This window comes from Frigoribacterium sp. Leaf186 (assembly GCF_001423905.1).
Taxonomy (GTDB): Bacteria; Actinomycetota; Actinomycetes; order Actinomycetales; family Microbacteriaceae; genus Frigoribacterium.
In genome coordinates, this window is the sequence record NZ_LMPQ01000012.1 from 241,884 (window position 1) to 255,649 (window position 13,766).

The following is a 13,766-nucleotide window of genomic DNA, read 5'->3' on the forward strand; positions in this document are numbered from 1 at the left end:
TTCAGACGTGGCGGCGTTCGGTCGCCTCGAGCAGGTCCTCGACGCCGTCGACGTCGAGGGCGGCGGTCGAACCCGAGCCGATGCCGGCCCGACGGTCGCCCGGCAACGAGTCGACGAGCTTCGTCATCATCTCGACGGCGTCGTCGACGACCGAGGTGTTCTTGGTCGCCGTCCCGTGCAGCAGCCACTTGGCCAGGTCGAGTTCGCGGTAGAGGGTCGCCCGGTGCCTCAGCTGGTGGTCGCTCGTGCCCCGGGCGGTGTTGTACGCCTCGAACGCGTCGTCGACGGCCCTCGGCGTCGGAGCGCCGAGCAGCCAGGCGAGGTCGCGGGCCGGGTCGCCGACCTGCAGGTCGTGCCAGCCGAGGACGCCGCTGACGGTGTCACCGAGGACGAGGACCGACCCCGCGTCGAGCGAGCCGTTGACGACCGTGGGCTGGAACTGCCAGAGCACCGAGTCCTGGATCGCCGCCTCCCAGCGTTCGAGCAGGGCGGCCGGCAGCAGGCGGGTCGACGCGGCCCGGTCGACGAGGGCCGCCGATGAGCGCATGGCCTCGAACGGGGTGTGGCTCGTGAGGCCGGCGTCGGTGACGAAGCTCGTGGGCAGCGAGTGGATCGCGGCGACGGCGCGGCCCAGGGCGGTCGGCAGGTCGCTGCCGTCGGTGAGGCGGGAGAGGGACAGGTGCTCACCCGGGACCACGTCGTAGACGATGCCGCGCGTCCGCCCGATGGGTGCTTGACCGCGATAGAGGGGGACGTCGAACGAGAGGCGCCCTCGCACTCCGGCGCTCAGGGCCCGCAGGGCGACCAGGTCGGCGGACTGTTGCGCCTCGGCCCGCTGCGACCTCGGCACGCGCACGATGCAGTGCTCGCCGGCCCGCCCGACGACGAGCGCCGAGTCGAAGTCGCCACCCGTCTCGCTGCCGTGTCGGGACGCGCGCGTGACGTCCAGGTCCGCGACGGCGGCCGTGGCCAGCGCGGCTAGAGTGAGATGAGATCTGGCCATGCCCTCAGGGTAGGCCGCCGCACGCGGTGCCCTGCCGTGCGCCACGCTGTCAACTCGCGATGATTGGTCGTCCGATGTCCTCGCCGCTCACGTCCCGCCTCCCGCTCGCCCGACACCAGGTCGACCGGGACTACCTGACCAGAGAGCGTGACGGCGTCGTCGACGAGCTGCTCGCCTCGACGTCGACGCGCGTGCTGCCGGTCTGGCGAGGCCGCACGCTGATGGCCTCGGCCGGTGCCCTGGCGCTGCTGCCGGCCGCGTCGGTCCCGGCCGCCGACGACTACGTCTACCTCGGGGTCTCGAAAGACCCGGCGGCCGCCGAACCGGTGGGCACCCCCGTGCTGGCCGCCCTCCTCGACGACGAGCGCGCCCGGTCCATCGCGCCCGACGAGGCCGCCTGGGGCAGCCCGCGGGTGTCCGGCTCCGAGCTCAGCGCCCGGGACGCCGGCCTCGCCGTCGAAGCCGTGGCCGTGGCGAACTGGCACGACTCCCACCGGTTCTCGCCCCGCACCGGGCGCCGTCTGGTCACCGACAAGGCGGGTTGGGTCCGACGCGATCCCGACGACGGTCACGAGATCTTCCCCCGGACCGACCCGGCGATCATCGTCGGCGTCACGGATGCCGACGACCGCCTCCTGCTCGGTTCGAACGCCCTGTGGGAGAAGAACCGCTACTCGTTGCTGGCGGGCTTCGTCGAGCCCGGCGAGTCGCTCGAGCATGCCGTCCAGCGCGAGATCTTCGAGGAGTCCGGCATCAACGTGGTCTCGCCCCGCTACGTGGGGTCGCAGCCCTGGCCGTTCCCGGCGAGCCTGATGGTCGGGTTCCGGGCAGAGGTCGACGCCGACGACCCCGGCACGCTGACTCCCGACGGTGCCGAGATCCTCGAGTTGCGGTGGTTCAGCCGGGACGAACTGGTCGCCGGCCTCGGCGAGATCGTCCTGCCGGGGCGCACGTCCATCGCCCGAGCCATCATCGAGGACTGGTTCGGCGGCGAGATCGACCAGTGACCGAGGCCGCCGACCTGATCGCCGGGCTCGACGAGCAGCAGCGCCGGGCGGCGTCGAAGCTGCTCGGGCCCGTGTGCCTGCTGGCCGGGGCCGGCACCGGCAAGACGCGGGCCATCACCCACCGCATCGCCTACGGGGTGGCGACCGGCGTCTACGCGCCGAACCGCGTCATGGCGCTCACCTTCACCTCGCGGGCGGCAGCCGAGCTGCGGGGGCGCCTGCGCCACCTGGGTGCCGGGGGAGTCTCCGCCCGGACCTTCCACGCCTCGGCCCTCTCGCAGCTGTCGTACTTCTGGCCGCAGACGATGGGCGGTCAGATGCCGCGCCTCCTCGACAGCAAGGCGAAGGCCCTCGCCCACGCCGCCGAGTCGTTGAGGCTCAAGATCGACACGGCGGCCCTGCGCGACCTCGCCGCCGAGATCGAGTGGCGCAAGGTCTCGCGACTGACCCTCGAGGAGTACGCGAAGGCCTTGCCGAGCCGGTCGCTGCCGCCGGCGATCACCGTCGAGAAGGCCCTCGACCTGCACCGCGCCTACGAGTCCGTCAAGGACGAACGCCGCCAGCTCGACTTCGAGGACGTCCTGCTCGCGACGGTCGGCATGCTCGAGCTCGAGCCCCGCGTGGCCCAGCAGGTGCACGAGCAGTACCGCTTCTTCGTCGTGGACGAGTACCAGGACGTCTCGCCCCTGCAGCAGGACCTCCTCGACCTCTGGCTCGGCGGCCGCAACGACCTGTGCGTCGTGGGCGACGCCAGCCAGACGATCTACTCGTTCGCGGGCGCGTCGTCGGACTACCTGCTCGGCTTCGGCTCGCGCTACGACGACGCCACGGTCGTCCGCCTCGAGCAGAACTACCGCTCGTCGAGGCAGATCGTCGACACGGCCAACCAGCTGATGCGGGGCCGACCCGGGGCCCTGCACCTGCACCCCGCCGTCGAGACGACGGGCCCCGTGCCGCCGGTCACCGAGTACCCGAGCGACTCGTCCGAGGCTCGGGGCATCGCCGAGACGATCGCCGACGAGATCCGTTCGGGTGTCGCGCCCGAAGAGATCGCGGTGCTCTACCGGGTCAACGTCCAGGCCGCGGCGATCGAACGCGCGCTCGCCGACGTCGGCGTGTCGACCCGCATCCACGGCGCCACGCGCTTCTTCGAGCTGCGCGAGGTGAAGGAGGCGCTGATGATGATGAAGGGCGCCGCGGTCAGCATCGTGGGTGAACCGCTCTTCAAGACCGTCAGCGACGTGCTTCGCTCGCTCGGCTGGACGCAGGAGGCCCCCGAGCAGCGTGGAGCCGTCCGTGACCGGTGGGAGTCCCTGAACACGATCATGGGCCTGGCCGAGTCCTCGGTGCCCGGCACGACGCTCCGCCAGTTCGTCGACGAACTCTTCGCGCGGCAGGCCGGGCAGCACGAGCCGACCATGGCCGCGGTCACGCTGGCCACGCTGCACTCGGCGAAGGGGCTCGAGTGGCGCAGCGTCTACCTCGTCGGCCTCAGCGAGGGGCTGGTGCCGATCAGCTACGCCAAGGACGACGCGGCGATCGACGAAGAGCGCCGGCTGCTGTACGTCGGCGTCACGAGGGCCCGTGAACGGCTGCGCCTGTCGTGGAGCCGGTCCGGCCAGGGACGGGGCGGCGATCGACGGGTGAGTCGCTTCGTGGAAGAGCTGCGCACCCGCACTCCGGGTGCGGCCGGACGCTCGCGCGGGTGACGAGCCCGTCCTCGATCGAGATCGACTCGACCACGTCGTCCGTGGCCGTGCCGGCCACTCCGGTGAGGCGCGACGACAGGCGACGAGCCGCCCGTGACGCGATCTCGTGGACCGAGAGCGACGGAGGCGCGGTGAGGGTCCGTTGGCTCAGCTGACCCGCGATGGCGGGCCAGGCGGGGTCGGCCTCGCCCGCGTGGAGGTCGAGGCAGCGCGCGCAGGCGGTCGACCCCGGCACCGTCACGGGACCGACCCTCGCGTGTCGGTCGCCGACGCGGACGAGCAGGTGCGTGAGGTCGTACCGGAGCCACTCGCGCCGCCGCCCGGGGTCGACGACGTGCCCTCCGACGAGCACGCCCATGGCACCTCGTGGTGGTGGTGCGTCGACTCCCGGTCGCCGCACGTCGACACCGCACGACCCGAGGAGGTGCGCGACGGCGTCGGCCACCGGGCCCGGCCCCGCCACGAGGACGACGGGCGACGGGGCGACCGAGGACGCACCGGCCGCCAGCGCGGGACGCAGCCGGTCGATCGAGGCCGACACGGCGGCCGGGTCGGCACCGAGGTGGGCGACGAGCGTGGGCAGGCCACCCGTCCCGTGGCCCGCGGCGACCGCGGCGACGACCTGCTCGTCGAGCCTGCTGACGGGACTCAGGACGAGCGACGGACGGTCGACTCCGAACTGCAGGGTGCCGGGGTCGCGCCACACCACGGGTGCGCGCGGGTCGAGGGTGAGGCTCATCGTCCGATCATGCCGGGGCGGACGAGCCGTTCCGGGGTTGTCCACAGGCGCGATCGTCGACGGTCCTGGCCGCGCTCACGCGCACCCGGGACGGACCGTCCGGCGACGAGGGCTCAGGCGCGGGGTGCGTCCGTGTCGGGCCCCGGATCGCCCGGCTCGGTCGCCGAACCGTCCTCGCCCTCGCGGGGCCGGTCGTCGGTCGTGTCGTCCAGCAGGTCGCGGATGGCCTGGTCGACGTCGTCGAAGGCGGGCTCGCTCGACGTCAGGCGGGTGACGAGCCCCTGGGGGTCGTCGACGTCGGCGCTCGTGGGCACGATGTCCGGGTGCGACCAGAGGGCGTCGCGGCGCTCGGCCCCGACGGCGTCGGACACCGTCTGCCAGAGGGCGGCGGCCTCGCGCAGCCGCCGGGGCCGGAGCTCGAGGCCCACGAGGGTCGAGAACGCGGACTCGGCGGGCCCCCCTGCGGCACGGCGTCGGCGCACGGTCTCGGCGATGGCGGCGGACTTCGGGAGGCGCGCGGTGGCCTGGGCGGTCACGACGTCGACCCAGCCCTCGATGAGCGCCAGGGTCGTCTCGAGGCGGGCCAGCGCGGCCAGTTGCTCGTCGGTCTTGGGCGGGATGAGCGCGCCGCTCTTCATGGCCTCTTGCAGCTCGCCGGGGTTCGAGGGGTCGAAGTCGACCGCGAGCTCTTCGAGGCGGGACGTGTCGATCCGGATGCCCTGGGCGAACTCGCGGATGGACGAGATGAGGTGGAGTCGCAGCCACCGGGCGTGACGGAACAGGCGGGCGTGCGCCAGTTCGCGCACGGCGAGGTAGAGCTGCACCTGGTCGGCCTCGATGTCGAGGCCCTCGCCGAAGGCGGCGACGTTCTGGGGCACGAGGGCGGCCTGCTGGTCGTCGAGCAGCGGGATGCCCACGTCGCCGCCGGAGACCACCTCGGTCGAGAGCTGGCCCACGACCTGCCCGAGCTGCATCGCGAAGAGGGTGCCGCCGACGCTGCGCATGACCTGGCTCGCGCCGGCCAGCATGGACCGCATCTCTTCGGGGGCCTGCTCGCCGAGCACACCCGTCAGGGAGTCGGCGATCGAGATCGCGACGGGCTCGGCGAGCTGGCTCCAGACCGGCATGGTGAGGCGAGCCCACTCGGCCCGGGTGACGAGGCGGGGCGTGACGGTCAGCTCGGCCACGTAGGTGACGTCGTCGAGCCACAGGGCGGCGACGTGGAAGGCCTGCTCGAGGGCGGCGGTCTCGCCCGCCGTCGCGGCGACCGCGGTCTGCGAGCCGACGGCGACGGCCTGGTCGGTCGCGACCGACCAGTCGATGCCCTCGCCGCTGCGGTTGACCGCGTCCTGCAGCTGGCTCATCAGGCGGGCGACGAACGCGGGGTCGTCGGGGAGGCCTGCAGCCCCCGCGAGCTGCGACGGATCGATCTCGGACCCGCCGGACAGGAACTGCCGCAGCATGTCGCGGAACTCGTCCTCAGGCCCGCGCGGCGAATCATCGGTCATGCTGACTACGCTAGCTGCTGGCCGCACGAAGATCCTGGGATTCGGCCACCGCCCGGGGGCCGACGCTCCGCTCGTGGCGAACGCGACCCGCGCCTCCCCGGCCGATCCCGAAAGGACCGCAGTGGCCTTCTTCACGCCCCCGCGCACCGCCCCCTCGTCCGACCGTCGCGCCGGCCGCTGGGGCTGGCCGTTGCTCGGCGTGGCCGCCCTCTCGGCCGGCGCCCTGAGCCTGCTCCCGTCGCCGTACCTCATCGAGCAGCCGGGGCCCGTGTTCGACACCCTGGGCAGCGCCGAGTACGAGGGGTCGTCGCAGCCGCTGATCACGGTGTCGGGTCACGAGACGTATCCCACCTCGGGCACGCTCGACCTGCTGACCGTGAGCGTCCAGGGCAACCAGGACGTCCGACCCGGCTGGGTCGACGTCGTCGGGGCCTGGGCGGACCGCAGCCGTTCGGTGATCCCGGTCGAGGCGGTCTACCCGTCGGGTGTCTCGAACGACCAGGTCGACGAGCAGAACGCCGTCGACATGCAGAACTCGCAGAAGTCGGCGATCGCCGCCGCGCTGATCCACGAGGGGTACGCCATACCCAGCGCCGTGACCGTGAGCCAGGTGTCGCAGGGCAGCCCGGCCGAGGGCGTCCTGCGCGAGGGCGACGTGCTGGTCAGCGTGAACGGCACGAGCCTGGCGACGGACGCCGACGTGGACGTGCTGCGCGGCCTCGTCGCGGCGAACGGCGCGTCCGCGCCCGCCGAGGTCGTCGTCGACCGCGACGGGACGACCGTGACCGAGCAGGTCACCCCGGAAGAAGTGGCCGGCACGCCCCTGCTCGGGGTCGGGGTGAGCGTGGACTACACCTACCCCTTCGACGTCACGCTGAAGCTCGACCAGGTCGGCGGGCCGAGCGCGGGCATGATGTTCGCCCTCGGCATCATCGACAAGACGACGCCCGGTGAACTCAACGGAGGCGAGAACGTCGCGGGCACCGGCACGATCACGGCCTCGGGCGAGGTGGGCGCCATCGGCGGCATCCGCCAGAAGCTCTACGGTGCCCGCGACGCCGGTGCCACGATCTTCCTCGCACCGGCCTCGAACTGCTCCGAGGTCGTGGGCAACGTGCCCGCCGGCCTCGACGTCTACTCGGTCGCCACGCTGGACGACGCCGTCACCGCGCTCGAGACGGTCGCGGACGGCGGCAACACGTCGTCGCTGCCCACGTGCACGGCTGCTCGATAGGGTTCGTGCAGCCCGCGCAAAGCTGAGAGGCGGACGCTGAGACGGCCAGGCTCGGCACGTAGGATGGCCGTCCACGTCCCCGTCAGCCAGGAGCACACCCTTGACGTCACCCGCATCGTCGCGAACCGCACGACGCTCGCCCCGACTGCCCGTCCTCGTCACGGTGGCCGTCCTCGCCGCCCTGGTCATCGCCTTCTTCATCTTCTCGTCGCTGCTCACCGACTACCTCTGGTACCAGCAGCTCGGGTTCACGGGCGTGCTGACGACGCAATGGATCTCGCGCCTCGTCATGTTCGCGGTGGGCTTCGTCGCCATGGCCGTGCCGGTCTACGTCAGCATCGAGGTGGCCTTCCGGTTCCGTCCCGTCTACGCCAAGCTCAACTCGCAGCTCGACCGCTACCAGCAGGTCATCGAGCCCCTGCGTCGTGCCGTGGTCATCGGCGTCCCCGTCGTGCTCGGCCTCTTCGCCGGCATCGCGACGTCGACGCAGTGGCAGACGGTGCTCGAGTGGATCAACCGCACTCCCTTCGGTCAGACCGACGCCCAGTTCGGGCTCGACATCGGCTTCTACGTCTTCGAGCTGCCGCTGTACCAGGCCGCGGTCGGCTTCGCCTCGGCCGTCGTCCTCATCGCCGGCATCGCCGCCGTCGCGACCAGCTACCTCTACGGCGCCCTGCGCTTCACCGGTCGCGAGGTGCGCATCTCGAAGGTGGCCCGCATCCAGCTGGCGACCACGGCGGCCGTCTACCTGCTGCTCCAGGGCGTCAGCCTCTGGCTCGACCAGTACGCGACCCTGTCCGACGGCACGAACAAGCTGCTGACGGGTGCCACGTACACCGACGTCAACGCCGGCATCCCCGGCAAGCAGATCCTCGCCGGGATCGCCGTCGTCGTGGCGATCCTCTTCATCGTGACCGCGATCGTCGGTCGGTGGCGCCTGCCGGTGATCGGCACCGCCGCCCTCATCATCATCAGCATCATCGTCGGGGGCATCTACCCGTGGATCGTCCAGCGCTTCACGGTCGAGCCGAGCGAGCGGACGGTCGAGTCGCCGTACATCGAGCGCAACATCCAGGCCACGCGTGAGGCCTACGGCGTCGCCGACGTCGAGGAGCAGACCTACGACGCGAAGTCGGACGCCGAGGCGGGTGCCCTCGCCGGCGACGCCGTGACCACCGCCAACATCCGCATCATCGACCCGGCGCTCGTCACCGACGCCTTCGCGCAGCTGCAGCAGTACCGCCAGTACTACAGCTTCCCCGAGCAGCTCGCGGTCGACCGCTACACGATCGACGGCAACGTGCAGGACACCGTCATCGCGGTCCGCGAGTTGAACACCTCGCAGCTCGGCAACTCGGCCACGCCCTACAACACGACGTTCGTCTACACGCACGGCTACGGGGTCGTCGCGGCCTACGGCAACCAGCGGTCGGCGGACGGTCAACCCGTCTTCCTCGAGTCGGGCATCCCCGTGACGGGTGCCCTCGGCGACTACGAGCCGCGCGTCTACTTCGGCCAGGAGTCGCCCACCTACTCGATCGTGGGTGGCACCGGCCAGAACGACATCGAGCTCGACTACCCGTCGGGCAGCAACGACAACGGCACCAACGAGACGACGACCTTCGAGGGCGACGGCGGGCCCAAGCTCGACAACGTCTTCAAGAAGCTCATCTACGCGATCAAGTTCCAGTCCGAGCAGATCTTCCTGTCGGACGCCGTGAACGACCAGTCGCAGATCCTCTACGACCGCGACCCCACCGAGCGCGTCCAGAAGGTCGCCCCGTACCTCACCATCGACAGCGCACCGTACCCCTCGGTCGTCGACGGGAAGGTCGTCTGGATCGTCGACGGGTACACCACGACGAACGAGTACCCGTACTCGAAGCCGCAGGCGTTGTCCGACGCGATCGCCGACACGTACAACGACCGACCGGTGTACGCGTCGAACAACATCAACTACATCCGCAACTCGGTGAAGGCCACGGTCGACGCCTACGACGGTTCGGTGAAGCTCTACGCATGGGACACCAGCGACCCGATCCTGCAGACCTACGACAAGATCTTCCCCTCGACGCTGTCGCCGCTGAGCGACATGTCGGCCGAGCTGCTCCAGCACGTCCGCTACCCGCAAGACATGTTCAAGGTCCAGCGAGCCATCCTCGGCACCTACCACGTCACCGACGCGGACTCGTTCTACTCGAGCGACGACGCCTGGGTCACGCCCAACGAGCCGACGAGCAACGCACAGAACCCGCCGCTGCAGCCGCCGTACTACCTGACGCTGCAGTTGCCCGACCAAGACCCGGCCTTCTCGATCTACTCGACCTACATCCCGCAGCAGTCGGGTGAGAACGCTCGGAACGTCCTGACGGGCTACCTGGCGGCCAACGCGGACGCGGGGTCGACGCCGGGCGAGATCTCGTCGGACTACGGCAAGCTCACCCTGCTGGCCCTGCCGCGCACCGACACCCTGCCCGGCCCCGGACAGGTGCAGAACAACTTCAACACCGACACGGCCGTGGCGAACCAGCTCGCGCTGCTCACCCGAGGCGACACGAGCGTCGTGCGGGGCAACCTGCTGACCCTGCCGGTGGGTGGCGGTCTGCTGTACGTCCAGCCGATCTACGTCAAGTCGAACTCCGAGACGTCGTACCCGGTCCTGCAGCGCATCCTGGTCTCGTTCGGCGACAAGATCGCCTTCGAGGACACCCTCGACGGTGCACTCGACTCGCTGTTCGGTGGCAACTCGGGGGCGACGGCCGGTGACAACGGCGTGCCCACCACGGGTGAAGGCACCGACGGCACCGACACCGGTGGCGCCACCGACGGAGGCGCCACGGACGGCGGCACCGCGACTCCCGACACCGGGGGGACGGGGACGGGCACGGACAACGCCGCGCTGGACCAGGCCCTCGCGGACGCCCAGCAGGCGCTGAACGACCGGGCGGCGGCCTATGCCGACAACGACCTCGTCCAGGCGGCGGAGGCCGATGCGCGCCTCCAGACCGCTCTCGAGGACGCCGTGGCGGCGAGCGGACAGTAGACACTCGTCACACCGTCGCGAGACCCCCTTCCCGTCCTCGGGAAGGGGGTCTCGTCGTCTCCGGTGAGGGGCGGCCAGAGCGCGTGTGGCGAGACGCGACGGGGGTCACGGGCTCGATTGGACGCCTCGCGCAGGGCGTGCTAGAATCATGTCTTGTGCCGCGGGGTGGAGCAGTTCGGTAGCTCGCTGGGCTCATAACCCAGAGGTCGTAGGTTCAAATCCTGCCCCCGCAACAAGAAACGAGAAAAGCCCCGGTCGAAAGACCGGGGCTTTTCTCGTCCCGGGGCCCCGACGCCGGTGGGTCCGGTCGCGGATGCGCGGGGTCGAGGGCACCGACCGTGCCATGGTTGAGGCATGTCGAGACTCCGGGTGGTCGTCACGCCCGATGCGTTCAAGGGCAGCCTGGGCGCGTCCGCGGTCGCCGACGCGCTCGCCGCCGGGTGGTCACGCTCGCGGCCCGACGACGAGATCGTCGTGCTGCCGCTCGCCGACGGCGGGGAGGGCACTCTCGACGCCTTCGAGAGGGCCGTGCCCGGAAGCATCCGTCGCGAGGTCGTCGTCGAGGGCCCCGACGGCCGAGCCGTCGACGCCCCGTGGCTCACGCTGCCCGACGGCACGGCCGTCGTCGAACTCGCCTCGTCGTGCGGGCTCGGGCTCCTGGCCGCACCCGCCCCGCACGACGCGCACACCCGAGGGCTGGGGGCGGTCATCCGCGCGGCGGTCGAGTCAGGCGCCGAACGGCTGTTCGTCGGTCTCGGCGGCAGCGGGTCGACGGACGGGGGAGCGGGGGCGCTGACGGACCTCGGCGCCGTCATCGTCGACTCGCTCGGCGAACCCGTCGCGGACGGCAACCACGGGCTCACCACGGCCGTGCGGGTCGATCTGTCGGCGACGGTGCCCGTCCCCCGCGGAGGAGTCACCCTGCTGGCCGACGTGGACAGTCCGTTGCTCGGGCCCCACGGTGCGGCCGCGGTGTTCGGGCCTCAGAAGGGGGCGTCGGAGGACGACGTGCTGGCGCTCGACCGGGGCCTCGAACGCTTCGCGAGCCTCGTCGACGTGGACCCGACGACACCTGGTTCCGGGGCGGCGGGCGGGACGGCGTTCGGCCTGCTCGCGTGGGGTGCCCGACTGGTGCCCGGAGCGGAGACTGTGGCCCGCGCCGTCGGCCTGCCCGAGGCCCTGGCCACCGCCGACCTCGTCATCACGGGCGAGGGCCGTTTCGACGAGCAGACCGCCGCGGGCAAGACCGTGTCGCTGGTGACGCGGCTCGCGTCGGCCCACGGCGTTCCGGTGATCCTCGTCGCAGGGCAGGTCGACGCTCCCGTCGACGGTTTCGCCGACGTGGTCTCGACCACGCAGGTGGCCGGTGGCGTCGACGAGTCGACGACCCGCGCCTCCTTCTGGCTCGAGGAGGCGGCCGCCCTGGTGGCCGAGCGGTGGGCACGATGAGTGCGGGCGCGGGCGACGTGGTCGTCGCGGTGGCACAGACGGCGCCGGGTGACGACCCGGCGCGCAACCGACGGACCATCGAGGTCCTCGCCGAGGAGGCCTCCCGCCGCGGGGCACGCGTGGTGGTCTTCCCCGAGTACTCGTCGTTCTTCTCCGCCGAGCTGGGCCCCGCCTACCTCGAGGCCGCCGAGCCCGTCGACGGGCCGTTCGTGCAGCACCTCCGTCGCCTGGCCGACCGTCTCGACGTCGTGCTCGTGGCCGGCCTGGTCGCCGTCTCGTCGGACCCGTCGCGGTTCGAGAACCTGCTGGTGGCGGTCGCGCCCGGTCGAGGGGTCGTGGCGACCTACTCGAAACAGCACCTCTACGACGCGTTCGGAGGGCAGGAGTCCCGCTGGATCGTCCCGGGCCCCCTCGCCGTCGCCGCGACGTTCGAGTCCGACGGTCTCGTCTTCGGGCTGCAGACCTGTTACGACCTGAGGTTCCCCGAGGTCACCCGCACGCTCGTCGACGCCGGGGCCGACGTCGTGCTGATGCCGGCCGAGTGGGTGCGCGGGCCCCTCAAGCAGCACCACTGGACGACGCTCGTGACGGCCAGGGCGCTCGAGAACACGATCTACGTCGCCGCGGCCGACCACGCCCCGCCCGTCGGCGTGGGGTGCAGCACGATCGTCGACCCGACGGGGGTCGCGCTGGCATCGGTCGGAGACGAGGTCGACGCCCTGGCGCTCGCGCGGGTGTCGGCCGCGCGGATCGCCGACGTGCGCCGGACGAACCCCTCGCTGGCCCTGCGGCGCTACGACGTCGTCCCGCGCCCCCTCGACGACGGCACGTCGACCGGGTCGGGGTCAGACCGAGAGTGACGCGAGCTGGGCCGAGGCCCGTTCGAGCACGTCGATGCGCTTGCAGAAGGCGAACCGCACGAGTGACGACTGCTCGGCGGCGAACACCGGGTGGCAGAACGCACTGATCGGGACGCCGACGACGCCCGCGAGCCCGGGCAGGCGTCGGCACAGGTCGGCCGCGTCGTCGAAGCCGAGGGGCGCCGCGTCGGCCACCACGAAGTACGAGCCGACGCTCGGCCGGACGGTGAACCCCGCGCGACGCAGCCCGGCCGAGAGCACGTCGCGCTTGTGGCCGAGAGTCCGGGCGATGCCGTCGAAGTAGGCGTCCGGCAGTCCGAGGCCGACGGCGATCGCGGGTTGGAAGACCGAGCCGTTCACGAACGTCAGGTACTGCTTGACCGCGACGACGCGATCGACGAGTTCGGCCGGGCCGGTCAACCAGCCGATCTTCCACCCGGTCGTGTTGAAGGTCTTGCCGCCCGACGAGATCGAGATCGTGCGGTCGGCCGCGCCGGGCAGGGTGGCGAACGGCACGTGAGCGACCCCGTCGAAGAGCAGGTGCTCGTAGACCTCGTCGGTCACGACGAGCGCGTCGTGCTCGATCGCCAGCTCGAGCAGGAGACGCCTGGTCGCGTCGTCGAGGACGCTTCCGGTCGGGTTGTGCGGGTCGTTCAGCACCACGAGCCGGGTGCGCGGACCGAAGGCCCGACGCAGCTCGTCGGGGTCGACGCTCGAGTCGGGCCCCCGGAGCGGCACGGTGACGTGCACGCCTCCGGCGAGCCCGATCAGGGCGCCGTACGCGTCGTAGAAGGGCTCGAGGGTGACCACCTCGTCGCCGCGGTCGACGAAGGCCAGGATCGTCGCCGCCAGGGCCTCGGTCGCCCCCGCCGTCACCAGGACCTCGCGTCGTGGGTCGAGGTCGATGCCGTAGAACCGTCGCTGGTGGGCGGCGACGGCATCGAGCAGCACGGGCATGCCGCGCCCGGGCGGGTACTGGTTGAGCCCCGACCGCATCGCCTCGTGGGCGGCGTCGAGGACCTCGTCCGGGCCGTCCTCGTCGGGGAAGCCCTGGCCGAGGTTGATGCTGTCGGTCGCCGTGGCGAGGGCCGACATCTCGGCGAAGATCGTGGGAGCGAGCCGGCCGTCGTGGTCGAGGAGCATGGCGCCGCTCGCGGCGCGTTGCCAGGGTGCCTGATGGGTCATGATCCCGTCACCGTAGCCCTGCGCGACGG

9 protein-coding genes and 1 tRNA gene are annotated in these 13,766 nt (G+C 71.6%); 7 read left to right on the forward strand and 3 right to left on the reverse strand.

Annotated elements, in window-relative coordinates; genetic code table 11:
• Position 1: 1 nt before the first annotated feature.
• On the reverse strand, positions 2-1,003 hold the full coding sequence (locus ASG05_RS14220; protein WP_056263083.1) for a phosphotransferase: 1,002 nt from the start codon (positions 1,001-1,003) through the stop codon (positions 2-4).
• Between the two features lie 74 nt (positions 1,004-1,077).
• Here ASG05_RS14220 and nudC point away from each other — a divergent pair, with 74 nt between their 5' ends.
• Both nudC and ASG05_RS14230 read left to right on the forward strand, forming a co-directional pair.
• A complete protein-coding gene (gene nudC, locus ASG05_RS14225) occupies positions 1,078-2,010 on the forward strand; it encodes an NAD(+) diphosphatase (protein WP_056262273.1) in 933 nt (310 codons plus the stop codon).
• Complete coding sequence (locus ASG05_RS14230; RefSeq protein ID WP_056262278.1) at positions 2,007-3,719, forward strand: ATP-dependent helicase; 1,713 nt, start codon at positions 2,007-2,009, stop codon at positions 3,717-3,719. The genes nudC and ASG05_RS14230 overlap by 4 nt, the downstream gene beginning before the upstream one ends.
• A gap of 852 nt (positions 3,720-4,571) precedes the next feature.
• On the opposite strand, the gene ASG05_RS14235 is transcribed toward ASG05_RS14230, so the two are convergent.
• Positions 4,572-5,966, reverse strand: coding sequence for a zinc-dependent metalloprotease (locus ASG05_RS14235; protein WP_056262280.1), 1,395 nt, complete (start codon positions 5,964-5,966; stop codon positions 4,572-4,574).
• Here ASG05_RS14235 and ASG05_RS14240 point away from each other — a divergent pair.
• The 5 genes from ASG05_RS14240 (at position 5,965) to ASG05_RS14260 (ending at position 12,552) form a co-directional block, all read left to right on the forward strand.
• Positions 5,965-7,200 (forward strand): PDZ domain-containing protein, encoded by a 1,236-nt coding sequence (locus ASG05_RS14240; protein WP_082486831.1) that lies wholly within the window; start codon positions 5,965-5,967, stop codon positions 7,198-7,200. The two genes, ASG05_RS14235 and ASG05_RS14240, sit on opposite strands and share 2 nt — an antisense overlap.
• Positions 7,201-7,300: 100 nt before the next feature.
• Complete coding sequence (locus ASG05_RS14245) at positions 7,301-10,243, forward strand: UPF0182 family protein (protein ID WP_082486832.1); 2,943 nt, start codon at positions 7,301-7,303, stop codon at positions 10,241-10,243.
• 159 nt (positions 10,244-10,402) lie between these two features.
• A tRNA-Met gene (locus ASG05_RS14250) sits at positions 10,403-10,476 on the forward strand.
• 121 nt (positions 10,477-10,597) lie between these two features.
• Positions 10,598-11,692 (forward strand): glycerate kinase, encoded by a 1,095-nt coding sequence (locus tag ASG05_RS14255; RefSeq protein WP_056262286.1) that lies wholly within the window; start codon positions 10,598-10,600, stop codon positions 11,690-11,692.
• A complete protein-coding gene (locus ASG05_RS14260; RefSeq protein ID WP_056263089.1) occupies positions 11,689-12,552 on the forward strand; it encodes a carbon-nitrogen hydrolase family protein in 864 nt (287 codons plus the stop codon). The genes ASG05_RS14255 and ASG05_RS14260 overlap by 4 nt, the downstream gene beginning before the upstream one ends.
• On the opposite strand, the gene ASG05_RS14265 is transcribed toward ASG05_RS14260, so the two are convergent.
• Positions 12,538-13,737: an aminotransferase class I/II-fold pyridoxal phosphate-dependent enzyme gene (locus tag ASG05_RS14265; RefSeq protein ID WP_056263093.1), complete on the reverse strand. Its 1,200-nt coding sequence runs from the start codon at positions 13,735-13,737 to the stop codon at positions 12,538-12,540. The genes ASG05_RS14260 and ASG05_RS14265 overlap by 15 nt on opposite strands.
• Between the last annotated feature and the right edge of the window lie 29 nt (positions 13,738-13,766).

Excerpts from the sequence above, each read along its gene's own strand:
- ASG05_RS14255 (WP_056262286.1), top strand. The coding sequence starts at position 10,598 with ATGTCGAGACTCCGGGTGGTCGTCACGCCCGATGCGTTCAAGGGCAGC.
- ASG05_RS14265 (WP_056263093.1), bottom strand. The coding sequence starts at position 13,737 with ATGACCCATCAGGCACCCTGGCAACGCGCCGCGAGCGGCGCCATGCTC.
- ASG05_RS14260 (WP_056263089.1), top strand. The coding sequence starts at position 11,689 with ATGAGTGCGGGCGCGGGCGACGTGGTCGTCGCGGTGGCACAGACGGCG.
- ASG05_RS14220 (WP_056263083.1), bottom strand. The coding sequence starts at position 1,003 with ATGGCCAGATCTCATCTCACTCTAGCCGCGCTGGCCACGGCCGCCGTC.
- nudC (WP_056262273.1), top strand. The coding sequence starts at position 1,078 with ATGTCCTCGCCGCTCACGTCCCGCCTCCCGCTCGCCCGACACCAGGTC.
- ASG05_RS14240 (WP_082486831.1), top strand. The coding sequence starts at position 5,965 with ATGCTGACTACGCTAGCTGCTGGCCGCACGAAGATCCTGGGATTCGGC.
- ASG05_RS14235 (WP_056262280.1), bottom strand. The coding sequence starts at position 5,966 with ATGACCGATGATTCGCCGCGCGGGCCTGAGGACGAGTTCCGCGACATG.